We start from the raw sequence: 23,336 nt of genomic DNA on the forward strand, positions 1-23,336 counted from the left end.
TGGTGTGATTGGCGGCCCATTGTGGCGGAATAGCCGCTCCACTGCACAACCCTCGGCGAGTCGACATGTCGTCAGTAGACCGACTAGGGCCCCAAGACGGGCCCTAAGCCCCGAGGAAACGCTGCAGTTCGTCCAGTACGTAGTTGGCCCCGGTGTAGCCGATCCCCTGGAACCACAGCTGGTCGTCGACCGGGAACGCCCGGTGCGCCTTGACCGCCCCCAGCGCCTGCCAGCCGGGGCTCGCCAGCACCGCGTCGGTGCCGGCCCGCTCCGGATCGCCGTAGGTCGCGTAGAGCAGCAGGTCGCCGTCGGCCCTGCCGAGCTGGTCCGGCGGGACCTCGAAGTCCGACTGGTCGGTGTTCTGGGAGTCCGGCCGGCCGACCTGGGCGTCGGCGAGCACCGTCCCGGGGAAGCTCTGCCGGCCGTACAGCCGGATCCCGCCGCCCTCCACGAACCGCACCAGGCTGACCTTGCGGCCGGACAGCTTCGCGTCGGTCAGCGCCTGCGCGACCTGCCCGGCGTGCTTCTGGTACGAGTCGGCGAAGGCCTCCGCGGCCGCCTCCCGGCTCAACGCCTGGGCGTGCAGCCGGACGTTGGCCTTCCAGGGGGCGCCGGTGGTCTGGGTGAGCACGGTGGGGGCGAGCTCGCGCAGCTGGTCGTACCGGTCGCCGTCGCGCGCCTGGTTGGAGAGGATCAGGTCCGGCCGCAGCGCCCGTACGGTCGGCAGGTCGGGTGCCCCGGCCGGGCCGACCAGCCGGATCCCGGTGGTCCGGGTGGCCGGCCAGTAGTCGGGGTAGCTGGTGTCGCGGGCGGGGAGGGCGGCGCCGACCGGGGTGATGCCGAGGGTCAGCGCGGAGTCGAGCACGTCGGTGTCCAGGACGACCACCCGCATCGGTTTGCCGGGCACCCGCACCGGCCCGGTGGCGGTGTTCACGGTCACCGGCGGCACCGGGACGGCGGACGGCGAGGCGCTCGGGTCGAGGCTGTCGGCGGTGCCGGGGGCCTGGTGCCGGACGCCGCCGGTGCACGCCGCGAGCGCGGCCCCGCCGAGGCCGGCGAGGAGGGTACGGCGGGTGATCCGGTGCATCGGCGGTCCTCGGGGAGCTCGGGGAGCGGGAGGGTCGGGGCGCCGTCGATTATGTCCGAATTGGTGCTTAAAGTGCCGTTAAGCGTGCCGTCAGGCCTCCACCACTGCGGCCTTCTCGGCCTCGGCCACCCACGGGGCGCCCGGCACGACCAGCGGCGTGCCCGTCACCGGATCCGGCACCACCACCGAGTCCAGCCCGAACACCTCCCGCACCAGCTCCGCCGTCACCACGTCCCCGGGCGGGCCCTGCGCGACGACCCGGCCGTCCCGCATGGCCACCAGGTGGTCGGCGTACCGGGCAGCCTGGTTGAGGTCGTGCAGCACGGCGACGACCGTCCGCCCGCGCTCCACGTTCAGCCGGCGCACCAGGTCCAGCACCTCCACCTGGTGGGCGATGTCCAGGTAGGTGGTCGGTTCGTCGAGCAGCAGGATGTCGGTGCCCTGGGCGAGCGCCATCGCGATCCAGGCGCGCTGGCGCTGGCCGCCGGACAGCTCGTCCATGCTGCGCTCGGCCAGGTCCGCGGTGGAGGTGCGCTCCAGCGCCTCGGAGACGGCCGCCTCGTCCTCCGGCGACCACTGCTGCCACCAGCTCTGGTGCGGCTGGCGGCCGCGCGAGACCAGGTCCGCCACCGAGATGCCCTCCGGGGCGGTGGGCGACTGCGGCAGCAGGCCGAGCCGCTGGGCGATCCGCTTGGTCGGGATCCGCGCCAGCTCCTGGCCGTCCAGCAGCACCGCGCCCGCGGCCGGCTTCAGCAGCCGGCCGAGGGCGCGCAGCAGGGTCGACTTGCCGCAGGCGTTCGGGCCGACGATCACCGTCACCCGCCCGTCCGGGATGCGGACGTCCAGGTCCTCGACGACCGTGCGCGCGTCGTAGGCGAGGGTGAGGCCCCGGGCCTCCAGACGGTGCCCGGACGACAGGCGCCCGGACGGCGGCTGGTCGGTGGACGGCTGGTGGGCGGACATCAGGAACCTCCACGGCGGGATCGGATCAGCAGCCACATCAGGTACGGCGCGCCGACCATGCCGGTCACCACGCCCACCGGCAGCTCGGTCGGCGCCAGCAGCCGCCGGGCGATCAGGTCGGCGAGGACCACCACCAGCGCGCCGGTCAGCGCCGAGCAGAACAGCGGGACCTGCGCCGAGCGGGCCAGCCGCAGCGCGATCTGCGGGGCCATCAGCGCGACGAAGTCGACCGGCCCGGCGGCCCCGGCCGCGCAGGAGGCCAGCACGATGCCCAGCAGCGCCATGCCGAGCCGGATCCGGTCCAGCCGCAGCCCGAGGCCGACGGCGGTCGCGTCGTCGAAGGAGATCGACCGCTGGGCGCGGGCCGCCCACAGCGCGACCGGCAGGGCGGCGAGCAGCACCCAGGCCAGCCAGCCGGCCTGGTCGTAGCCGGAGCCGTTCAGGCTGCCGGTCATCCAGACCTTGGCGGCCTGGGCCTGGAAGCCGTCGCCCTTGGTGAGGAACACCGAGGTGAGGGAGGAGAGGGCGACGCTGATCCCGATGCCGATCAGCACGAAGCGCTGCGCGTGCAGCCCGCGCCGCCAGGCCAGGGCGTACACCAGCAGCCCGGCGACCAGGCCGCCGGCCACCGCCGCGTACGGCGCCTGGCCGGTCGAGCCGACCACCCCGTACGCCGTCAGCCCGACCACGGTCGCGGTCGCGCCCCAGGTCACGCCCACCACGTCGGGGCTGGCCAGCGGGTTGCGGGCGACGGTCTGGATCAGCGCCCCGGCCAGCCCGAGCGCGGTGCCGACCAGCAGCCCGACGACCACCCGGGGCAGCCGGAACTCGCCGACCACCAGCTGGTCCGGGCTCGGCCGCCCGAGCACCACCTTCACCACCTCGGCGGGCGACACGGTGGACTCGCCCAGGCAGAGCGAGGCCACCACCGTCCCGGCGAGCGCCACCAGCAGCCCGAGCGCGACGAGCGCCGAGCGCCGGTGCAGCAGGAAGGACGCCCGCCCGGCCCGCACTACCGAGTAGCCGCGAAGCGTCACCGAACTCATGCGGCCACCACTTTCCGGCGGCGCACCAGGGCCACCAGCACCGGGACGCCCACCAGGGCCGTCATCACGCCCGCCGGCACCTCGGACGGCGGGAACAGGACCCGGCCGAGGGTGTCGGCGAGCAGCAGCAGGGCCGGGCCGAGGACGGCGGAGAAGGCGAGCACCCAGCGGTGGTCGGCGCCGGCGAGGGCGCGGGCCGCGTGCGGGACGGCGAGGCCGACGAAGGCGATCGGGCCGGCCGCCGCGACCGCCGAGCCGGTGAGGACGGTCGCGCCGAGCGCGCCGACCGCCCGGACCAGGCCGGTCCTGGCGCCCAGCCCCTTGGCCGTGTCGTCGCCGAGCGCCAGCGCGTCCAGTCCGCGGGCCACCGCGACGACCAGCACCGTGCCGACCGCGAGGAACGGCAGCAGCTGCCAGGCCACGTCCGAGGTCCGCCCGGAGAGCGAGCCGACGTGCCAGAAGCGGAACCGGTCCATGGTGGCCGCGTCCGTGGTCAGCACCAGGGTGTTGAGCGAGGCGATGAACGCGGACATCGCCGAACCGGCCAGCGCCAGCTTGATCGGCGTCGCCCCGCCCCGGCCGCGGCCGGCGAGGCCGTAGACCAGCACGGTGGCGATCACGGCGCCCGCGAAGCCGAACCAGACGTACCCGGTGAGGGTGGAGACGCCGAAGCCGGAGATGGCGACCACCACGCCGGCCGCCGCGCCCTGGGAGACGCCGAGGATGCCGGGGTCGGCGATCGGGTTGCGGGTCAGGCCCTGCATGACGGCCCCGGCCAGGCCGAGCGCCGCGCCGACGGCCAGGCCGACGACCGTGCGCGGCACCCGCAGCTCGCGGATCACCACGGCGTTCGCGGTGCTGCCGCCGTGCAGCAGGGCGTCGAGGGTCTCGCCGAACGGGACGGTCCGGCTGCCGACCGCGAGGCTCAGCAGCACCGCGGCGGCCAGCACGGCCAGGGCGGCGGCGAGCCACGGTATTCGGTGCCGCGCCGAGCGGTTCGCCGCGCGGTTCGACGCGCGGTTCGGCGGGCGCGGCGCGCCGGGCGGTGCGGTGGTGTCGTCGGTCATGGGCCCTCTCCGCGGACAACTCAGGCAAACCTAAGTTCCGCCGTGAAGCCGGGGCAAATTGCCTCGTGGGCCGGGGGGTCCGTTGGATAGCCTGGCGGCATGCCCCCGACCTCGCAGGCCCCGCTCACCGTCGGCTTCGACCTCGACATGACGCTGTTGGACACCCGGCCGGGTATCCACGCCACCTATCTGGCGCTCTCCGCCGAGACCGGCACCCCCATCGACGCCGACCTGGTGGTCACCCGGCTCGGCCCGCCGCTGCTGGACGAGATGCGCAACTGGTTCCCGGAGGCGGAGGTGGAGCGGGCCGCGACGCGCTACCGCGAGCTCTACCGCGAGTACGCCTTCGCCCCGACCGTGGCGCTGCCCGGCGCGCACGCCGCCGTCGACGCGGTCCGCGCGCACGGCGGCCGGGTCGCCGTGATCACCGGCAAGTACGAGCCGAACGCCCTCCTGCATCTGGAGCACGCCGGGATGTCGGCGGACACCGTGATCGGCGACCTGTGGGCGGAGACCAAGGGCGAGGCGCTGCGGGAGCACGGCGCGAGCATCTACGTCGGCGACCACCTCGGCGACATCCGGGGCGCCAAGCACGCGGACGCCGTGGCGGTCGCCGTGGCCACCGGCCCGTACGGAGCGGACGAGCTGCGCGAGGCCGGGGCGGACGTGGTGCTGGCGGACCTCACCGCCTTCCCGGACTGGCTCGCCCGCCACCTGGCCGACCTTCAGTCCGCCGCCTGACCGGTCAGGGCGCGTCCGAGGGGCCGGTTACGGCGCGACCCGGCGGCGCTGGGCGCGCGCGTTCAGGAACAGCCCGGTCAGCGCCGACAGGAAGCCCGCCGGCATCAGCATGCTCAGCCAGTACGCGGCCGTCGGCAGCGGCGTCAGGTGCAGGAACAGCGGGACGAAGGTGACCAGGGTGGCGACCGCGCCGAGCCCGAAGACGATCACCCCGGCCTTGACGTACACGTCGCCGGGATCGGCGCTCTGGCTGCTCACGTCTGCTCACTCCTCGGGGCGGGACCGGACGGCCCCCAGTCTGGCAGAGCGCCCGGGCGCACCGCCCACCGGAGCGGTCCGGTCACGTTACGCAGTTTCCCGGCAGCTCAACGTTTTGATCCCTGCTGAGCGGGGGTATGCAGGGGGTGCCGAGGGGCGCTACAGGTGCGTCCCGCGTTCTCAGACCCGGGGGTGTGAGCCGATGGACAGCGCAGTGGCGCGACCCGGCCGTGCCAGTACCGGGTCGCCCGTGGCGGCGAGATCCCCGCGCGCCCGACGCCCCGAGCGGGCCTGGGGCGCGGATCCTTCGCGGAACACGGACGAGGCGGTCACGGACCGTTAGTCTGCTCCTGACAGCGTGCTGACCGTGAGCGCCCGCGGGCGCCGAGCCGAGGTCGCCCGCATCTTCCCACCACCCAGTGATCCCCGGCCATGACCGGGATCCCTCACACCCATTCGAGGACTGTTCGAGATGCCCACCGGCCAGGTCAAGTGGTTCAACGAGACGAAGGGCTTCGGCTTCCTGTCGCGCGACGACGGCGGCGACGTCTTCGTCCACACCAAGGCGCTGCCCGCCGGTGTCACCGTGCTGAAGCCCGGTCAGCGGGTCGAGTTCGGCGTGGTCGCCGGCCACCGCGGCGACCAGGCGATGGGCGTGCAGCTGCTGGACGCGCTGCCCTCGGTGGCCGCCGCCCAGCGCAAGAGCGCCGACGACATGGCCCCGATCGTCCAGGACCTGATCACCACCCTGGACGCGGTGCTGCCCGGCCTCCAGCGCGGTCGCTACCCCGCCAAGCCGACCGGCCAGAAGCTGGCCGGCCTGCTGCGCGCGGTGGCCGACCAGTTCGACGTCTGAGGTCCGCGCCCGAGGTCCCGCGCGGCGGGACTACCCGAACGCGAGCGCACCCGGGTCGAGCGGGGGCACCAGCCCCTCGTCGGCGGCCCGGGTGAGCAGCGCGCGGACGGCCTCGTAGCCCTCCTCGCCGAGGTCCTCGGTGAACTCGGTGACGTACAGCCCGATGTGCTGCCGCGCGACGTCCAGGTCCATCTCCTGGGCGTGCGCCAGCACGTACTCCCGGCTGGCCTCCGGGTCCGCCCAGGCCTGTCGGACGGAGGCGCGGACGGCGTCGGTGAGCGCCCGCAGCCGTTCGGCGCCGAGCGAGCGCCTGGCGACGATCGCGCCCAGCGGGATCGGCAGGCCGGTCTCGTCCTCCCAGGCCTCGCCCATGTCGGCCAGGCTGTGCAGGCCGTACTGCCCGTACGTGAAGCGGGCCTCGTGGATCACCAGGCCGGCGTCCACCCGGCCGTCCCGGACGGCGGGCATGATCTCGTGGAACGGCAGCACGACGATCTCGCCGAAGCCGCCCGGCACCGCCTTCGCCGCCCAGAGCCGGAACAGCAGGTAGGCGGTGGACCGCTCGGAGGGCACCGCGACGGTCTTCCCGGTGAGGTCCGCGGGGGAGGCCACGCCCGGCAGGGTGAGCACCAGCGGGCCGCAGCCGCGCCCGAGCGCGCCGCCGCAGGGCAGCAGGGTGTACTCGTCCAGGACCCACGGCAGCGCGCCGTAGCTGATCTTCAGGACGTCCAGCTCGCCGCGCTCGGCCAGGCCGTTGGTGACGTCGATGTCGGCGAAGGTCACCTCGGGGACGTCCGCCCCGGGCACCAGGCCGTGCGCCCAGGCGTGGAAGACGAAGGTGTCGTTCGGGCAGGGCGAGTACGCGATGCTCAGCCGTTCAGCCACGGCCGGCCTCCTCAATCGGTTCGTGGAGCGGCAGCCGGTTCATGGGCGGGCGCTGTCGCCGGTTCGTGGACGGGCACCGAGGCCAGTTCGTGGACGGGCAGCGCGGCGAAGGCCCGCTCCAGGGCGCCCAGGGCCTCGCCGATCCGCCAGGCGGCCCGGTCGCGCGGGCCCACCGGGTTGGAGACGGTGCGCAGTTCGAGGGCCGGCACGCCGTACCGGGCGGCGGCCTCGGCCACGCCGAAGCCCTCCATCGCCTCGGCCGCGGCGCCGGGGTGGCGGGCGGCCAGCTCGGCGGCCCGCGCGGCGCTGCCGGTGACGGTGGAGACGGTCAGCACCGGGCCGGTGACGGCACCCTGGCCGTCCGGGCCGGCCAGCGCCGCCGCGACCAGCGCGACGACGGCCGGGGGCGGGGTGTGCCGGGTGGTGCCGAAGCCCAGCTCGGTGACGTCGGCGAAGCCCTCGGGGGTCTCGGCGCCGAGGTCCGCGGCCACGATCGCGTCGGCCACCACCGTGGCACCGACCGGGGCGTGCGGGGCGAAGCCACCGGCGATCCCGGCCGAGACGACCAGGGCGTACGGGCGGGCGGCCAGCGCGGTGGCGGCGGCGGCCGCGGCGGCGGCCGGGCCGACCCCGGCGGCCAGGACGTCCACCGGGGCCTCCTCGGCCCGGTGCAGCGTGCCGCCGGGCAGCGGCAGCGCGGCGGACCCGCCGGGCAGGCCGCGCAGGACGGCCTCCGCCTCGGCGGCCACCGCGACGACGACGAGCAGCCGGGCCCGCCCGGGGCCCGACTGCTCGTGCTCGCCGTTGCCGGCGTCGTGCGCGGTCATCGCAGGACCGTCAGCTGTCCTGGGTGTTCAGCTGGAAGTACCAGACGGCGATCGGGTTGTCCGAGTTCTTGTCGCCCTCGACCACGGTGACCAGGGTCTTGCCGCTGGCGTTGAGCACCTTGTTCGCCTGCTGGGCACCGGACCAGGTCGGGCCCTTGGCGTACACCGCCAGGCTGGTGCGCCCGCCGCTGCTGGAGGAGCCGCCGTTGGTGAACGCCCACCAGCCCGAGTCGGCCACGTTCGGGGAGACCCCGACGCCGACCCGGTCGCTCGCCACCACGTCCGAGCTCGGCAGGGTGCCGTTCTTCAGGGCGTCCTGGGCGTCCTCCTGGCACTTCTGCTGGAGGTCCTCGGTGAGCGGGCTGCCGTTGTTCCAGCACAGCGGCTGCGCCACGAACGAGGAGTTGCCGACCGTGAGGGTGGCCTGGTGCGAGATGTGCTCGGTCTGGTCGGCAGCGATGGCGACGGAGGTGCCCACCGTGGCGGCGCCGACCACGACGACGGCGCCGAGGGCGGCGATGGCACGGGAATTGAGGCTCATGGGATCAGAATCTACCGGGCCTGGCCGATCACGCTACGCGGGGGTCGGCCACCGCGTGTTGCCGCGCCGCCCGGTCAGGCCACCCGGGGCGTCGCCGGGTGCCTGCGCAGGCCCACCCGGAAGAGCGAGCGGAACGTCCACAGCAGCATCAGGCCCACCACCGCGGCGGCGACCGACAGGCCCAGCTCGCCGTTGAGCGGCAGCAGGATGCCGACCGCGCCGCCGGCCACCCAGGACATCTGCATCAGCGTCTCCGAACGGGCGAAGGCCGAGGTCCGCACCGCCTCCGGGACGTCCCGCTGGATCAGCGCGTCCAGTGCCAGCTTGCCCAGCGAGGCCGCCATGCCGGCGACGGCAGCGACCAGGATCACCGTCACCACGCCGTACCAGAGCGCGGCCGCCGCCGTCACACAGGTCGCCAGCAGCAGCATCGCGGTGACCGTCGCCTCCGGCCCGCGGGTGCGCAGCCAGGAGCCGAGCACCGAGCCGAGCGCGTTGCCGGTACCCGCCGCCAGCGCCACCAGCCCCAGCGCCAGGGTCGGCCGCAGCCCGCCGATCGGCTCCTCCCGCAGCAGGAAGGCCAGGAACATCACCAGGAAGCCGACCAGCCACTTCATCGCCGACATCGCCCGCAGCGCCAGGATCACCGAGGGGCCGACGGTGCGCAGCGAGGCCTTCACCGGGGGCGGCCGGTGGGGGAGCAGGTGCGAGCCCTCGCCGTGCACCTCGGCGTGGAGGACGGCGCGCTGCTCGCCCTTGGCCGAGTCCACGGTGTGCGGCAGGTGGAAGGCCATCAGGGTGCCGATCACGAAGACCAGGAAGGCGCCGCGCAGCGGCCAGCCCGGGCCGATCAGGTGCAGCAGCCCGCCCGCCGCGGCCGCCACGCCGGTGGCCAGCAGCCCGGCCAGGGTGACCCGGGAGTTCGCCTTCACCAGGGAGAGCCGGCTCGGCAGCAGCCGGGGCACCACGACGCTGCGCACCACCCCGTACGCCTTGGACGCGACCAGCACGCCCAGCGCCTCCGGGTAGAGCGCGAGGCCGCCGCCGGAGATCACCCCGGCCATCGTCCAGGCCAGGACGGCCCGGGCCAGCATCGACATCGCCATGGCGGCCCGGCGGCCGTGCGGCAGCCGGTCGAGCAGCGGGCCGATCACCGGGGCCAGCAGGGCGAACGGGGCCATCGTGATGAGCAGGTAGAGCGCCACCCGGCCGCGGGCCTCGCCGGTGGGCACCGAGAAGAAGATGGTGGAGGCCAGCGCGATGGTGATCAGCATGTCGCCGAAGGAGTTCAGCGCGTGCAGCTCGATCAGCTTGGCGAGGCCGGACTCGCCCGCGCCCTCGGCGGAGGTGGCCCGGCGGATCCGGCGGCCGGTGCCGTGCACCACCTTGCCGGTGCGGGAGCCGGCGGCGGAGGCGGTGCGGACCAGGAAGTGGCGGCGGGGCTCGGGGACCTCCTCCTCCAGGTCCTCGTCGAGGGCGGCGAGGTGGCGGGCGTGGGGGTCGTCCGGGCCGGGGGTGGTCTCCCCGGCGGGATCCGGCGGCTCCGCGGGTCCTGAAGGTGCGGCGGGTCCTGCCGGTGCGGCCCCTTCCGAGGGCTTCGCCGGCTTGACCAGGCTGACGGGACCGGCGGGACCGGAGTCCCCGGCGGGCGCCCCGGGGCGGTCCGCCGGCCGCGGTTCGCCCGCGCCGGGGACCGGCTGCTGTCGCGGCACGGCGTCCGCCTCGTCGGGGCTGCCGGCCTGCGAGGGGCGCAGTGCGTGCTGCGACGGGTCGTCGTCCGCCACATGCCCATCCTGCCCCAGATTCGCCGCGCCGACGCGGGATTGTGCCCGGCTCGGCGCGGCCGCGGAACGCTTGCGTCCGCCCCGGACTGTGCCGGGGCACCGACCGGCGGGTAGCCTGCCCAGGGTCCGCCCGACGGGGCGCCGGAGCGTCGGCAGGCCGTGCGAGCGGCGCGGCCGGTACCCGAGGGGGCCTCCGGTCGCGCAGAATGGACGAGGGACTACCGAGCCGCGACGGAACAGGCAACACGCCGTGGGCGACAGAAGAACTGGGAGAGAATCGACGCCGTGAGTGCTGCGATGCGAAGCCGTACCCCCGACCGGCTCTGTGCCGAGGCCGTCGAACTCGCCCGCCAGGCCGCCGAGGAGGCCGTCGGTGCGGAGGCCGTCGGGCCGCACCTCGATGTGCAGGCGGACGCCGACCGCGTCGTCACCCATACCTTCGAGTGTCTGGACGCGGCCTACCGCGGCTGGCACTGGGCGGTCACCGTCGCCCGCGCCCCGCGCGCCAAGAACGTCACCCTGGACGAGGTCGTGCTGCTGCCCGGCGCCGACGCGGTGCTGGCACCCCAGTGGGTGCCGTGGAGCGAGCGGCTGCGTCCCGGCGACATGGGCCCGGGCGACCTGCTGCCGACCGACGCCGACGACCTGCGGCTGGAGCCGGGCTGGACCGGCGAGGACGAGCCCGCGCCGAACTCCGCGATCGCCCTGGCGGACGACGAGGACCTGGTCGTCACCGACCCGCACGTCCAGCCCGCCCCGGCCCGCGCCCGGATCGACGCCGTCGCCGCCGAGCTCGGCCTGGGCCGCAGCCGGGTGCTCTCCCGGCTCGGCCTGCACCTGGCGGCCGACCGCTGGGAGAAGGCCCACGGCTCGCAGACCCCGATGGCGCAGGCCGCGCCCGCCTCGTGCAACAGCTGCGGCTTCCTGATCCCGATCGGCGGCTCGCTCGGGCAGGCCTTCGGCGTGTGCGGCAACGAGTTCGGCCCGGCCGACGGCCAGATCGTCTCCTTCGCGTACGGCTGCGGCGGGCACTCCGAGGCGGCCGTCATCCCGGCCCCGCCGGCGCCGTCCGAGCTGATCCTGGACGAGCTGGTGGTCGAGCCCCTGCAGCTCCACCCGGACCGCACCTCCGGCTCCGTCGAGCCCGACGCCCCGGCCGAGGAGCTCGGCCACTCCTGAGCGATCCGCCGTCGGCCCGCCCCACCCCCCGGTGCGGCGGGCCGACGCCGTTCCCGGGCCCCTCAGTGGCCCCCCGGCGGCCCGTCAGCGCCCCCCTCGGCAGGTCCCTCGGCGCTCCCTCGGCGGCCCGTCAGCGGCCTCTCAGCGCCCCGTCAGCGGCCCGGCGGGGCGGCCCGCGGGGGCCGTGGTCGGGAGCAGTCGGTGGGGCAGGGAAGAATGCCCTACGACGTACAGGGCGGCGGAAGGTGGCAGGTCCAGTGGAACCTCGGATCATCGGCAGCGGCACGGACGAGCACCCCGCGGACGCCTTCGGGAGTGCCGCGCTGCGGCGGCGGGTGCTGGACGCCTGGGCCGCCTCGCCGGCCCGGTTCCGGGAGGACGCCAACGCCGAGGAGGAGCTGGCGCTCGGCGGCTACCGGGACCGCCTGGTGGTCGAGCTGGCGCAGAACGCGGCCGACGCGGCGGTCCGCGCCGGGCACGGCCCCGGGCGGCTGCGGCTGACCCTCGCCGACGGCGTGCTCGCCGCCGCCAACACCGGCGCCCCGCTGGACGCGGCGGCCGTCGAGTCGCTGTCCACCCTGCGGGCCTCCTCCAAGCGCGGTGAGCAGCCCGCCGTGGGCCGCTTCGGGGTCGGTTTCGCCGCCGTCCTCGCGGTCACCGACGAGCCCGCGGTGCTCGGTGCCGGCGGCGGGGTGCGCTGGTCGCTCGGCGAGGCCCGCTCGCTCGCCGAGGCGCAGCCCGCGCTGGCCGACGAGCTGCGCCGCCGGGACGGCCACGTGCCGCTGCTGCGGCTGCCGTTCGCGGCCGAGGGCCCGGCGCCCCAGGGCTACGACACGGTGGTCGTGCTGCCGATGCGGGACGCCGCCGCCGAGGACCTGACCCGCCGTCTGCTGGCCGCGATCGACGACGCGTTGCTGCTCACCCTGCCGGGCCTGGCCGAGGTCGTGGTGGAGACCCCGGAGGGCACCAGGACGCTCACCCGGGCCGCTGCCGAGACCCGCCCGGACGGCGTCACCGAGGTCACCGTGACCGACGACGCGGGCGGGCGGCTGCGGCAGACGGTCTGGCAGACCGCCGGCGCCTCCGGCCGGCTGGACGCCGAGCTGCTCGTCGACCGGCCCACCGAGGAGCGCGCCCGCCCGTACTGGACGGTGACCTGGGCCGTCCCGGTCGGCGCGGACGGCGCCCCGCAGCAGCCCGGCATCGCGTCGGTGGTGCACGCGCCGACCCCCAGCGACGAGCCGATCGGCCTGCCCGCGCTGCTGATCGCCTCCTACCCGCTGGACTCCACCCGCCGGCACGTGGCGCCCGGCCCGCTGGCGGACTTCCTCACCGAGCGCGCCGCCGACAGCTACGCCGACCTGCTGCGCGCCCGCGGCGCCGACCTCGGCTCGCTCGGCCTGGTGCCCGGGCCGCTCGGCCAGGGCGCGCTGGACAACGCGCTGCGCACGGCGGTGCTGTCCCGGCTGCCGGGCACGCCGTTCCTGCCGCACCCGGCGCCGGTCGAGGAGGGCACCCCCGCGCTGCGGCCCCGGGACGCGACGCTGCTGGAGGGCGCGGACGGCTCGGTGGTGGAGGCGCTCGCGCCGATCTTCCCCGGGCTGCTGCCGGCCGGTCTGGAGCGCCGCACCGAGCTGCGGGTGCTGAACGTGCGCCGGGTGCCGCTGGCCGACGTGGTGGACCAGCTCGGCGGCCTGGACCGTGAGCCCGGCTGGTGGCGCAACCTGTACGCGGCGCTCGGCGGGGCCGACCCGGAGGCGCTCGGCGCGCTGCCCGTGCCGCTGGCGGACGGCCGGACGATCACCGGGCCGCGGCGCGTCCTGCTGCCCTCCGAGGACGCCGACTGGGCGGCCTTCCCGGGCTACCCCGAGTCGCTGGCCGGCGCGCTGGCCGCGCTCGACCTGCGGCTGGCCCACCCCGAGGCCGCGCACCCGCTGCTGGCCAAGCTCGGCGCGGGCACCGCCACCCCGGCCGGGGTGCTGGACACGCCCGAGGTGCGGGCCGCCGTGGCCCGCTCCTACGCGCTGGCCGAGGACGACCTGGACGCCGCGCTCGAACTCGCCGACGCCGTCCTGGCCCTGGTGAAGGCCGCCGGCACGGAGCCGGGCGAGCACCCCTGGCTGGCCCGGCTGGCACTGCTCGACGACGAGGGCGAGCCGGCCCGCGCGGGCGAACTCGTGCTGCCCGGAAGCCCGTTCGCCGCGCTCGCGCGCGAGGAGGACGCCGGCTGGGTGGAGGACGAGCTGCTGGAGCGCTGGGGGCCGGAGGTGCTCACGGCCGTCGGCGTGCTGGCGGACTTCGTTCTGGTGCGCGCCGAGGACGTGGTGCTCGACCCGGACGACCTGGAGCGGCTCGACCCCACCGTCCCCGCGGACCGGGCGGCCGGCGGCCACCCCACCGGCCTGCTGGACGAGGCGCCGGACGGGCTCGCCGAGTGGGCCGAGGACGCGCTGGAGGCCCTGCAGGCGGACGAGGCGGTCGGCGTCCCGCCGGTGGCCGCCGAACTGCTGGCGGTGCGCGACCTCGACCTGGTGGACGACGACGCCTGGCCCGAGGCGCTCGCCGCGCTGGCCCGCCCGCCCTACCGGGACGCCGTGGTCGACCCGGTGCGCACCCTGCTGCCGGACGGCTCGTACGCCGACCTGCCGCCGTACACCGCGTGGTGGCTGCGCGACCACCCGGTGCTGGGCGGCCGCGAGCCCGCCGGGCTGCGCGCCGCCGGGGCGGACCCGCTGCTGCGCGGCCTCTACGACGAGGCGCGCACCACCCTGGACGACCAGTTCCTGCACGCGCTCGGGGTGCGCACCACGCTGGCCGCGCTGCTCGCCGAGCCGCACGGGCCGGACGAGGTGCTGGACCGGATGACCGATCCGGCCGTCGAGCTCGGGCACCGTCAACTGCACGGGCTGCACAGCGCGTTGGCCCGGGTCGAGGTGGAGCGGATCGAGTCGCTGGACGTGGTGCGGGCGCTGCCGCCGCTGGACCCGGCCACCGGGCGCCGGCCGGCCCACACGGTGGTGGTGGACGCCACCGAGGCGGTCGTCGCCGACGCCCCCGACCTCGTGCAGCTGCTGCACCCGTACCCGCTGCTGCCGGTCGCCCCGGCGCTAGCGGCCGACCTCGCCGAGCGGCTGCACGTCTCGCTGGCCAGCGAGGTGGCCGGTGGCCGGGTGCTCTCCGAGGGCGTGCTGCACCGGGTCCCCGCCGTGGTGCGGGAGCTGCTGCCCGGCTGCCCGGTCGCGTACGAGGAGCACGAGGAGCTGCTGGTCGTCGGGCCGGACGGCGGCGAGGCCGCGGTGGACTGGCGGTGGGACACCGGGGCGGACGCGCCGGAGCCGCCGTACGACCCGGACCTGGCCGAGGCCGGGGACGAGGACGACGAGTTCGAGGTCCCGCCGGTGCCCGGCCTGCTGCACGCGGCCACCCCGGAGGGCCTGGCGGCCGGGCTCGCCTGGTCGGTCGGGCAGTGGCACCGGCGCTTCGAGGTGCTGGCCGCGCTCAGCGAGCCGGACCGGGCGTACGAGCTGTCGGCGGCCCGGGACTTCGAGGGCTGAGCCTCAGGGCCGTTCGCGGCGGCGCTTGAGCCGGAGGTAGACGAGGACGGTGGTGGCCGGCCAGACGGCCACCACCAGGGCCTTCAGGGCCGTCGGGAACCAGGGCCGTGAGGGCGAGGTCAGCTCGCCGGCGTTCATCAGCCAGCCGGCGCCCAGCAGGGCCAGGACCGTCAGCCCGGCCGCCAGCAGGCCGCTCAGGAAGGCGGCGAAGGCCTCCACCTGCCCGTTCTCGCGCTCGGATCCGGATCGCCCGTCCGTGTAAGCCATGCGTGCGGCACCCCCTCGGTGGTCACACCCACGGTACCCGCGGCCTACTCCAGCCCGCGGCGCTTCAGGTAGCTCCAGGCGATCTCCAGGGCGATGCCGCAGACCGCCGCGATGGCGACGCCGATCAGCGGGTCGCGGGTGCCGACCAGGGAGAGCTGGAAGAAGTCGGACAGCGGGGGGACCAGCAGGACCAGGGCGAACGCGCCGCCCATGGTGCCGATCAGCAGCAGGCGCCACCAGCTGTACGGGCGGGCGACGATGGCGAGGACCCAGATGGCGATCAGGAAGAGCGTCAGGGTGGCCACGCTGGTGTCGGCCTTGAGCTCGGTCGCGTGGTCGGCGCGGGCGAGCGCGTAGGCGACGAAGGTGCCCGTCCCGGCGATCGCGCCGCCGGGGACGGCCAGCCGCAGCACCCGCTTCACGAAGCCGGTGCGGGCCCGCTCGTTGTTGGGGGCGAGCGCGAGGAAGAAGGCCGGCACGCCGATGGTCAGCGTGGACAGCACGGTGGAGTGCCGGGGCAGGAACGGGTACGGCGAATGGGTGAAGATCACCAGCAGCGCCAGGAGCACCGAGTAGACCGTCTTCACCAGGAACAGCGACGCGACCCGCTCGATGTTGCCGATCACCCGGCGGCCCTCGGCGACCACCGACGGCAGTGAGGCGAAGGAGTCGTTCAGCAGCACGATCTGGGCGACCGCCTTGGTCGCGTCGGAGCCGGTGCCCATCGCCACGCCGATGTCGGCGTCCTTGAGCGCCAGCACGTCGTTGACGCCGTCGCCGGTCATCGCCACGGTGTGGCCGCGCGACTGCAGCGCCCCGACCAGCAGCCGCTTCTGCTGCGGGGTGACCCGGCCGAAGACGCTGGTCCGGTCGGCGGTCTCGGCGAGCTCCTCGGGGTCGGTGGGCAGGGCGCGGGCGTCCAGTGGGTGGTCGGCGCCGGGCAGGCCCAGGTGGCCGGCCACCGCGCCGACCGAGACCGCCGCGTCGCCGGAGATGACCTTGGCCCGGACCCGCTGCCCCTCGAAGTACCGCAGGGTCTCGGCGGCGTCGCCGCGCAGCCGCTGCTGCAGCACCACCAGCGCGAGCGGGGTGAGGCCGGCTGCCGGGTCGGGGGAGTCCAGCGGGACGGGCGTGCGGCCCAGCAGCAGCACCCGCAGGCCCCGCGCGCCCAGCTCGTCCACCTCGGCCAGCGCCGGGTGCCCGGCGGGCAGCAGCACGTCGGGGGCACCGAGCAGCCAGCTGGCCTCGCCGCCGTGCGGCTCCAGCAGCTGCACGCCGCTCCACTTGCGGGCGGAGGAGAAGGGCATCGCCTCGATCACCCGCCAGCCGTCGCGGCCCGCCGGACCGCCCGCCGCGCCACCAGCTGCGCCGCCCGCCGCACCGCCCGGTGCGCCGTCGTCGCCGCGCCCGTACGCGTCGATGACGGCCTGCATGGACGGGTTGGGGCGGGCGTCGGCGCCCGCCATCACGGCGAGCGCGTGCTTGACGGTGTCCTTGTCGACGGTGGTGGTCTCCCCGTTCGAGATCACCCGCAGGTCGATCACGTCCATGCCGCCCTCGGTGAGGGTGCCGGTCTTGTCCAGGCAGACGGTGTCCACCCGGGCCAGGCCCTCGATCGCCGGGAGCTCCTGGACCAGGCACTGCTTGCGCCCGAGCCGGATCACGCCGATCGCGAAGGCCACCGAGGTCAGCAGCACCAGGCCCTCGGGGACCATCGGGACGATGCCGGCCACCATCCGCCGCACGGCCTCGCGCCAGTCCCGGCCCTCGACGGCCAGCTGGCTGATGATCAGGCCGATCGCGGTGGGGATCAGCAGGTAGGTGATGAACCGCAGGATGCTGTCGATGCCGCTGCGCAGCTCCGACTTGACCAGGGTGAACTTGCTGGCCTCCTCGGCGAGCTGGGCCGCGTAGGCCTCGCGGCCGACCTTGGTGGCGGTGAACGCGCCCGCGCCGGCCACCACGAAGCTGCCGGACATCACCGGGTCGCCGGGCTGCTTGAGGACGGGGTCGGGCTCGCCGGTGAGCAGGGACTCGTCGATCTCCAGGCCGTCGGCCTCGGTGACCTCGCCGTCCACGATCACCTTGTCGCCGATGCCGAGCAGCACGGTGTCGTCGAGGACGATCTCGGGGACGCCGATCTGCCGGACGGCGCCGTCCCGGCGGACCTGCGGGCGGACCTCGCCGATCAGGGCCAGGCTGTCCAGGGTCTTCTTGGCGCGCAGTTCCTGGATGATGCCGATCGCCGTGTTGGCGACGATGACCAGGCCGAACAGGCCGTCCTGGATCGGTCCGACGATCAGGATGATCCCGAACATCACGCCGATGATCGCGTTGAAGCGGGTGAAGACGTTGGCCCGGACGATCTCCCTGGTGGAGCGGCTGGACCGCACCGGGACGTCGTTGACCTGCCCCTTCGCGACCCGCTCGGCCACCTCGGCGGCGGTCAGGCCGCCGCGCCGCCCGGGCAGCAGCCCGAGCGGGTGGGCTCCGTCCGGACGGTCCCGGTCGGTCGGCTGCTCGTCAGCTGGCTGGGCAGGCTGCGTCATGGCACCGACTCTACGGGTGCCTTATGTCCGATGCGTGCTACTAAAGGCCTATTCAGTCCGACTGGGTGGCCGGGTCCTGGCCGTCGCCGTCGGCCACCCGCGCGGCCGCCTCCGCGGCGCGGCTGCGGGCGATCGCGTCCCGCCGGGCGCGGCAGTACCAGAGGCCGATCAGGCCGAGCAGGCCGCCGGAGAGGCAGATCCACGGCCAGCTGCCGTGGCCGTGGTCGGAGAGCGTGCCCTGGAAGGGGAGCAGGGCCAGGAAGCCGACGAACCACACCACCGTGCCGCCGCCGACGATGGCGACGTCATTGGCCTCCAGCGGAGGGGGCGAGGGGTGCAGCGGCGTCTTGGGCATGGGGCCTAGCGTACGGTGCGGCGGGGGCCGGGCGCCGTCGTGGCGGCCGTGCGCGGGACCACCGCGGGCCTGCCCGGGGACTGCGCGGGGACTGTGCGGGGCCGCACGAGGGGCCTGTGCGCGGCCCGGCCGGTGTCTACGCGCGAAGATAGCGTGGGTGCGGCGGGGAAACCATACTTAAAGATCTGAGCCCGGCCACCGTCGCCCCGGGTGTCAGCTCCCCCACCTCAGCTCCCCCCACAGAGGACGCACGCATGCCTGTGGTCCAGCCGGCGACCGAGTCGCCCGAACCCGCCGACACCGCGCCGAAGCCCCCCACCAGCGCGGTCGACCGCTACTTCCGGATCAGCGAGCGCGGCTCCACGCTGCCCCGCGAGATCCGCGGCGGTGTCGCCACCTTCTTCACCATGGCGTACATCCTGGTGCTGAACCCGATCATCCTGGCGAGCGCCACGGACATGACCGGGGCCCACCTGGACAGCGCCCAGCTGGTCACCGCCACCGCCCTCACCGCGGGTCTCACCACCCTGCTGATGGGCGTCATCGGCAACGTCCCGATCGGCCTGGCCGCCGGTCTCGGCGTCAACACCATCGTGGCGCTCCAGCTCGCCCCCAAGATGACCTGGCCGGACGCCATGGGCATGGTCGTGCTGGCGGGCTTCGCGATCATGCTGCTGGTGGCCACCGGTCTGCGCGAGCGGGTCATGAACGCCGTCCCGCTCGGCCTGCGCAAGGCCATCGCGATCGGTATCGGCCTGTTCATCAGCCTGGTCGGCCTGGTCGACTCCGGCTTCGTCAGCCGCATCCCGGACGCCGCGCACACCACCGTCCCGCTGCAGCTCGGCGGCAACGGGCACCTGCTCGGCTTCCCGGTGCTGGTCTTCGTCGTCGGCCTGCTGCTCACCCTGATCCTGGTGATCCGCAAGGTGCCCGGCGCGATCCTGATCAGCATCGCGGTCTCCACCGGCCTCGCCCTGGTGATCGACAAGGTGGCCGACGTCCCGGCACTCAAGTGGGGCCTCACCGTGCCGACCTGGCCGGGCAACCCGGTCGCCGCGCCGGACTTCGGGCTGGTCGGCAAGGTCAGCCTGTTCGGCGGCTTCGAGAAGGTCGGCGTGCTGACCGGCCTGCTGTTCGTCTTCACCGTGCTGATGTCGTGCTTCTTCGACGCGATGGGCACCATCCTCGGTGTGGCCGACGAGGCCCACCTGCTGGACGAGAAGGGCGACCTGCCCGGCATCAACCGGATCCTGATGGTCGACGGCATCGCCACCGCGGCCGGCGGCGCCACCTCCTCCTCCGCCAACACCTGCTTCGTCGAGTCCACCGCCGGCGTCGGCGAGGGCGCCCGGACCGGGTTCGCCTCGATCGTCACCGGCCTGCTCTTCGTGGTGGCGCTCTTCCTGACCCCGCTCGCCACCATGGTCCCCGCCCAGGCCGCCACCCCGGCCCTGGTCACCGTCGGCTTCCTGATCCTGGCCAACTCGATCAAGGAGATCGACTGGGCCGACTACACGATCGCGATCCCGGCCTTCCTGACCATCGTGCTGATGCCGTTCACCTACAGCATCACCAACGGCATCGGCTTCGGCTTCATCGCCTTCTGCGTGCTGCGCCTGGCCGCCGGCCGCGGCCGGAGCGTGCCGGTCCCGCTGTACGCGGTGGCGGCGGTGTTCGCCTTCTACTACCTGATGCCGGCCTTCGGCCTGCTCTGACGCCGTACCTTCCGCCGCCGTACGGGCCCGACACCGTACGCCGCGAGGCCCCGCACCCCGCCCGGGTGCGGGGCCTCGTCGTGTCCGGGACCGGTCCGGGACGGTTCCCGGCCCGGGCCCGGCCGGTTCCGGGGCAGGCCGGGCGCGCGGGTCAGTGGACGCAGAACTCGTTGCCCTCGGGGTCCCGCATGACCGTCCACGCGCCGCCGGGCTCCGCGACGTCCCGCAGCACGGTGGCGCCGAGGGCTTCGAGGCGGGTGACGGTGGCCGCGCGCCCGTCCGGGCCGGGGTGGACGTCCAGGTGCAGGCGGTTCTTGACCTGCTTGGTCTCGGGGACGGCCTGGAAGAGGATGCGGCGGCCGAGGCCGGTGTCCGAGGCGGGGTCGAAGGGGTCCTCGGGGTGGCGGACGGCGGCCAGGGTGCGCCAGGCGGGGTGGCCGCCCACCTCGGTGGTGGCCTCGGGGCCGACCGCGCCGGCCGCGAGCAGCCGGGTGACCAGCGGGCCGTGGTCCTCCAGCGCGTACTCCAGGGCGGCGGCCCAGAAGGCGGCCTGGCGGTGCGGGTCGGTGCAGTCGATGACGAGCTTCCAGTGCAACGGCATGTAACCGGTTATATCGGTTAGCGGATGGGCGGGGCAATCACCGCACGTCCCGCGCGTGTCAAAAAGGTGCCCGTGTAGGCCAGTTGACGGTGGGAATACTGGGCTGGACGGAGAAGGGGGAGGGGACTCGACCGATGGTGCAACAGGATCCGCCCGGGGGAGTCGAGGCGCAGCTGCTGCCGGAGCTGTTCCGGACGGCGGACAAGGCCTCGCTGGACGGCCAGCGCGAGACGCTGCGCTGGTACCGCGGCCTGATCTCGATGCTGGTGATCGCCGCGCTGATCGGGTCGTTCCCCGGCCCGGACGACAAGGGCGACTTCGACGTCTGGCCGCTGTTCTCGGTGGCCGCCTTCCTGGTGGCCGGCTACTTCTGGTCCCGGCTGCGCCGCAGCAACCCGCAGGGCCGCTGGTACGAGGCCCGGGCGGCGGCCGAGTCGGTCAAGACGCTGGCCTGGAAGTACACCGTCCGGGCCCGCCCGTTCGACGGTCCGGCCGAGTCCGCGGACGTGGACCGCGGCTACCTGCTGCAGCTGGAGGACGTGCTGCGGGCCTTCGAGGACCCGGAGATCGTGCCGCCCGACACCGTCGCCGAGATCACCCCGGAGATGCGCCGGCTGCGCGCCGAGAACCTGACCGCCAGGCGCACCTTCTACCTGCGCACCCGGGTCGAGGGCCAGCGCACCTGGTACCGCTCCCGGGCCGATGCCTGCGAGTCGCAGGCGGTCTCCTGGGGGCTCGGCATCGCGGTGCTGATCATCCTGGGCGCGGCGGCCGCCGTCGCCCAGGCCACCGGCGCGCTGCAGGTGCACGTCTTCGGGGTCAGCTCGGCCGCGGCGGCGGCGATCATCGCCTGGACGCAGCTCAAGCAGCTCCGCCCGCTGGCCGCCGCCTACCAGCTGGCCGCGCGCGAGCTGGAGAACGTCGGCAACCAGCTCTCCGACCTGGACGTCAGGGCGCCGGACGCCGAGGCCCGCTGGGCCCGGCTGGCCGCCGAGGCGGAGGACGCGGTCTCCCGCGAGCACACCACCTGGCGGGCCCGGCGAGCCTTCCCGCGGTAGGGCCGGTGCGACGGGGGCGGCACCCCTCGGCGGGGCCCGCGCCAGTCCAACTCGGGGAAGGTACTGGGGAGATACCGCGAAGCGCGGGCCACGCCGGGACCACAGGTGTGCGGGGTACGTGAGGGTAGAGCGCCGAGGTACGGAACGTAATCATTACGTGTCCATGCCCTGGTTTCATCGCCTCCGCGCGACCCCTGTCTGCCGGAGGCCCCCCTTGCGCATTCTCCTGATCGCCAGTGCGTTCAACAGCCTGACCCAGCGCGTCCACACCGAGCTGCGCGAGCGCGGCCACCAGGTCGCCGTCCAACTCGCCCTCGACGAGGAGCGGATGCGGGAGGGGGTGGCCCGCACCGATCCCGAGCTGGTCATCTGCCCGATGCTGACCAAGGCCGTCCCGCAGGACATCTGGTCCACCCGGACCGTCCTGATCGTGCACCCGGGGCCCACCGGCGACCGCGGCCCCTCCTCGCTCGACTGGGCGATCACCGAGGGCGCGGAACGCTGGGGCGTCACCGTGCTGCAGGCCGTGGAGGAGATGGACGCCGGCGACATCTGGGCGTCCGTCGAGTTCCCCGTCCCGGTCTGCGGCAAGAGCGAGCTCTACCGGGGCGAGGTCGCCGACGCCGCCGTGGAGGCCGTCCTGCTGGCCGTCCAGCGGTACGAGGGCGGGCTGTTCACCCCCGAACCGCTGGACTACGGCCGGCCGGACGTGCACGGCGAGCTGCGGCCCCTCCTGCGCCAGGCGACCCGCCGGATCGACTGGGAGCAGGACGACACCGCCACGGTGCTGCGCAAGCTGCGCGCCGCCGACTCCCAGCCCGGCGTGCTGGACGAGCTGTACGGGCGGGAGTACTTCCTGCACGGCGGCCACCCCGAGGACGAGCTGCGCGGCCCGGTGCCCGGCGCCGTCCTGGCCACCCGGGACGGCGCGATCTGCCGGGCCACCACGGACGGCGCGGTGTGGATCCCGCAGCTGCGCGCGCGCCGAACCCCGGGCGGGCCGGCCACCTTCAAGCTGCCGGCCGCGACGGTGCTCGCGGACGAGCTGCACCGGGTCCGCGAGGTGCGGGTGAGCCCGGTGGCGGCCGCCCGCCGCGACACCTGGTCGGAGCTGCGCTACCGCGAGGAGGGCGAGGTCGGCTTCCTCGAATTCGCCCACCCCGGAGGGGCGGTGAGCACCGAGCAGTGCCGCCGGCTGCTCGCCGCCTACCGGGAGGCGGCCGACCGGCCCACCTCGGTGCTGGTGCTCGGCGCGCCCCGGGACTTCTACTCCAACGGGATCCAGCTCAACGTCATCGAGGGCGCGGTGTTCCCGGCGCTGGAGTCCTGGGAGAACATCAACGCGATGGACGACTTCGTCGAGGCCGTCCTGACCACGACGGACAAGGTGACCGTCGCGGCCCTCGCCGGGAACGCGGCGGCCGGCGGGCTGATGGCGGCGCTGGCCGCGGACGAGGTGTGGTGTCGCGACTCGGCGGTGCTCAACCCGCACTACCGCCTGATGGGCCTGTACGGCTCCGAGTACTGGACGTACACCCTGCCGAACCGGGTCGGCGCCGCGCAGGCCGAGCGGCTCACCACCGAGGCGCTGCCGGTCGGGGCCGAACACGCCCGCCGGATCGGCCTGGTGGACCGTACGGCCGGCGGGGACGCGGCTGGGTTCCGCCGCTGGGTGGCCCGGGAGGCGGCCCGGATCGCCGCCTCACCGGAGCTCACCGGGCGGCTGGTGGACAAGAAGCGCCGTCGCGCCGCCGACGAGGAGGCGAAGCCGCTGGCCGAGTACCGGGCCGAGGAACTGCGGCGGATGCACGCCAACTTCTACCGGGCGGGCGAGCCGTACCACGGGCTGCGGCGGGACTTCGTGCACAAGGTCTGCCCGGTGGACACGCCGGAGCACCTGACCGGGCTGCTCGGGCGGCCCGAGTAGCGCGGCCCGAGTAGCGCGTACGGAGGCCCGATTGCGCGTACGGAGGCCCGGCCGGGTCCCCCACCCCGGCCGGGCC

At 74.9% G+C, this 23,336-nt stretch carries 20 protein-coding genes; 7 read left to right on the plus strand and 13 right to left on the minus strand.

Translation table 11 applies throughout. The features are described 5' to 3' along the window. Nucleotides 1–103: 103 nt before the first annotated feature. The 4 genes from IE332_RS23785 to IE332_RS23800 all read right to left on the minus strand — a co-directional run bounded on the left by IE332_RS23785 (nucleotide 104) and on the right by IE332_RS23800 (nucleotide 4,163). A complete protein-coding gene (locus IE332_RS23785) occupies nucleotides 104–1,087 on the minus strand; it encodes an ABC transporter substrate-binding protein (RefSeq protein ID WP_189919915.1) in 984 nt (327 codons plus the stop codon). 90 nt (nucleotides 1,088–1,177) lie between these two features. Next, nucleotides 1,178–2,050 carry an ABC transporter ATP-binding protein gene (locus tag IE332_RS23790; protein ID WP_189919917.1) on the minus strand — a complete coding sequence of 291 codons (873 nt, stop codon included), beginning with the start codon at nucleotides 2,048–2,050 and terminating at the stop codon, nucleotides 1,178–1,180. After that, nucleotides 2,050–3,096: a FecCD family ABC transporter permease gene (locus tag IE332_RS23795; RefSeq protein ID WP_189919919.1), complete on the minus strand. Its 1,047-nt coding sequence runs from the start codon at nucleotides 3,094–3,096 to the stop codon at nucleotides 2,050–2,052. Before IE332_RS23795 ends, IE332_RS23790 begins: the two co-directional genes overlap by 1 nt. After that, nucleotides 3,093–4,163, minus strand: coding sequence for a FecCD family ABC transporter permease (locus tag IE332_RS23800; RefSeq protein WP_189919921.1), 1,071 nt, complete (start codon nucleotides 4,161–4,163; stop codon nucleotides 3,093–3,095). The genes IE332_RS23795 and IE332_RS23800 overlap by 4 nt, the downstream gene beginning before the upstream one ends. Before the next feature lie 99 nt (nucleotides 4,164–4,262). Between IE332_RS23800 and IE332_RS23805 the strand changes: the two genes are divergently transcribed. Continuing rightward, entirely contained in the window at nucleotides 4,263–4,904 is a 642-nt protein-coding gene (locus IE332_RS23805) for an HAD family hydrolase (RefSeq protein ID WP_189919923.1), read from the plus strand. A gap of 27 nt (nucleotides 4,905–4,931) precedes the next feature. Here the strand turns inward: IE332_RS23805 and IE332_RS23810 are convergent, their stop codons facing one another. After that, nucleotides 4,932–5,162, minus strand: coding sequence for a hypothetical protein (locus IE332_RS23810; RefSeq protein WP_189919925.1), 231 nt, complete (start codon nucleotides 5,160–5,162; stop codon nucleotides 4,932–4,934). A gap of 472 nt (nucleotides 5,163–5,634) precedes the next feature. Here IE332_RS23810 and IE332_RS42250 point away from each other — a divergent pair, with 472 nt between their 5' ends. After that, nucleotides 5,635–6,018, plus strand: coding sequence for a cold-shock protein (locus IE332_RS42250; protein ID WP_189919927.1), 384 nt, complete (start codon nucleotides 5,635–5,637; stop codon nucleotides 6,016–6,018). 30 nt (nucleotides 6,019–6,048) lie between these two features. Here IE332_RS42250 and IE332_RS23820 read toward each other — a convergent pair whose 3' ends face one another. The 4 genes from IE332_RS23820 to IE332_RS23835 all read right to left on the minus strand — a co-directional run bounded on the left by IE332_RS23820 (nucleotide 6,049) and on the right by IE332_RS23835 (nucleotide 9,698). Continuing rightward, nucleotides 6,049–6,903: a 1,4-dihydroxy-6-naphtoate synthase gene (locus IE332_RS23820; RefSeq protein WP_189919929.1), complete on the minus strand. Its 855-nt coding sequence runs from the start codon at nucleotides 6,901–6,903 to the stop codon at nucleotides 6,049–6,051. Nucleotides 6,904–6,914: 11 nt separating this feature from the next. Then, the gene (locus IE332_RS23825; protein ID WP_189919931.1) at nucleotides 6,915–7,730 is read right to left on the minus strand and encodes a futalosine hydrolase; all 816 of its coding nucleotides are present in this window, start codon (nucleotides 7,728–7,730) and stop codon (nucleotides 6,915–6,917) included. Between the two features lie 10 nt (nucleotides 7,731–7,740). Further along, the gene (locus tag IE332_RS23830; RefSeq protein ID WP_189919933.1) at nucleotides 7,741–8,271 is read right to left on the minus strand and encodes a hypothetical protein; all 531 of its coding nucleotides are present in this window, start codon (nucleotides 8,269–8,271) and stop codon (nucleotides 7,741–7,743) included. A 74-nt stretch (nucleotides 8,272–8,345) separates the two neighbouring features. Continuing rightward, a complete protein-coding gene (locus IE332_RS23835; RefSeq protein ID WP_308437599.1) occupies nucleotides 8,346–9,698 on the minus strand; it encodes an MFS transporter in 1,353 nt (450 codons plus the stop codon). A 654-nt stretch (nucleotides 9,699–10,352) separates the two neighbouring features. Between IE332_RS23835 and IE332_RS23840 the strand changes: the two genes are divergently transcribed. After that, the gene (locus tag IE332_RS23840) at nucleotides 10,353–11,234 is read left to right on the plus strand and encodes a DUF3027 domain-containing protein (protein ID WP_189920121.1); all 882 of its coding nucleotides are present in this window, start codon (nucleotides 10,353–10,355) and stop codon (nucleotides 11,232–11,234) included. Nucleotides 11,235–11,491: 257 nt separating this feature from the next. Next, a complete protein-coding gene (locus IE332_RS23845) occupies nucleotides 11,492–14,788 on the plus strand; it encodes a sacsin N-terminal ATP-binding-like domain-containing protein (RefSeq protein WP_229928859.1) in 3,297 nt (1,098 codons plus the stop codon). Between the two features lie 3 nt (nucleotides 14,789–14,791). On the opposite strand, the gene IE332_RS23850 is transcribed toward IE332_RS23845, so the two are convergent. Genes IE332_RS23850 through IE332_RS23860 form a run of 3 tightly spaced genes read right to left on the minus strand, consistent with a single transcriptional unit; the run spans nucleotide 14,792 to nucleotide 17,959 of the window. Next, on the minus strand, nucleotides 14,792–15,055 hold the full coding sequence (locus IE332_RS23850) for a hypothetical protein (RefSeq protein WP_189919935.1): 264 nt from the start codon (nucleotides 15,053–15,055) through the stop codon (nucleotides 14,792–14,794). 44 nt (nucleotides 15,056–15,099) lie between these two features. Then, nucleotides 15,100–17,604 carry an HAD-IC family P-type ATPase gene (locus tag IE332_RS23855; RefSeq protein WP_189919937.1) on the minus strand — a complete coding sequence of 835 codons (2,505 nt, stop codon included), beginning with the start codon at nucleotides 17,602–17,604 and terminating at the stop codon, nucleotides 15,100–15,102. Between the two features lie 52 nt (nucleotides 17,605–17,656). Then, nucleotides 17,657–17,959, minus strand: a complete 303-nt coding sequence (locus tag IE332_RS23860; protein ID WP_189919938.1) for a DUF2530 domain-containing protein — start codon at nucleotides 17,957–17,959, stop codon at nucleotides 17,657–17,659. 254 nt (nucleotides 17,960–18,213) lie between these two features. Between IE332_RS23860 and IE332_RS23865 the strand changes: the two genes are divergently transcribed. Further along, a complete protein-coding gene (locus IE332_RS23865) occupies nucleotides 18,214–19,674 on the plus strand; it encodes an NCS2 family permease (RefSeq protein ID WP_189919940.1) in 1,461 nt (486 codons plus the stop codon). A 151-nt stretch (nucleotides 19,675–19,825) separates the two neighbouring features. Here IE332_RS23865 and IE332_RS23870 read toward each other — a convergent pair whose 3' ends face one another. Continuing rightward, nucleotides 19,826–20,275 carry a VOC family protein gene (locus IE332_RS23870; protein ID WP_189919942.1) on the minus strand — a complete coding sequence of 150 codons (450 nt, stop codon included), beginning with the start codon at nucleotides 20,273–20,275 and terminating at the stop codon, nucleotides 19,826–19,828. 134 nt (nucleotides 20,276–20,409) lie between these two features. On the opposite strand from IE332_RS23870, the gene IE332_RS23875 reads away from it, so the two are divergent. Both IE332_RS23875 and IE332_RS23880 read left to right on the plus strand, forming a co-directional pair. Further along, complete coding sequence (locus IE332_RS23875) at nucleotides 20,410–21,333, plus strand: DUF4231 domain-containing protein (RefSeq protein ID WP_189919944.1); 924 nt, start codon at nucleotides 20,410–20,412, stop codon at nucleotides 21,331–21,333. Nucleotides 21,334–21,547: 214 nt separating this feature from the next. Beyond that, nucleotides 21,548–23,260: an enoyl-CoA hydratase-related protein gene (locus IE332_RS23880; RefSeq protein ID WP_189919946.1), complete on the plus strand. Its 1,713-nt coding sequence runs from the start codon at nucleotides 21,548–21,550 to the stop codon at nucleotides 23,258–23,260. The last annotated feature ends 76 nt before the right edge of the window (nucleotides 23,261–23,336 follow it).

Source organism: Kitasatospora xanthocidica, assembly GCF_014656195.1.
GTDB lineage: Bacteria > Actinomycetota > Actinomycetes > Streptomycetales > Streptomycetaceae > Kitasatospora > Kitasatospora xanthocidica.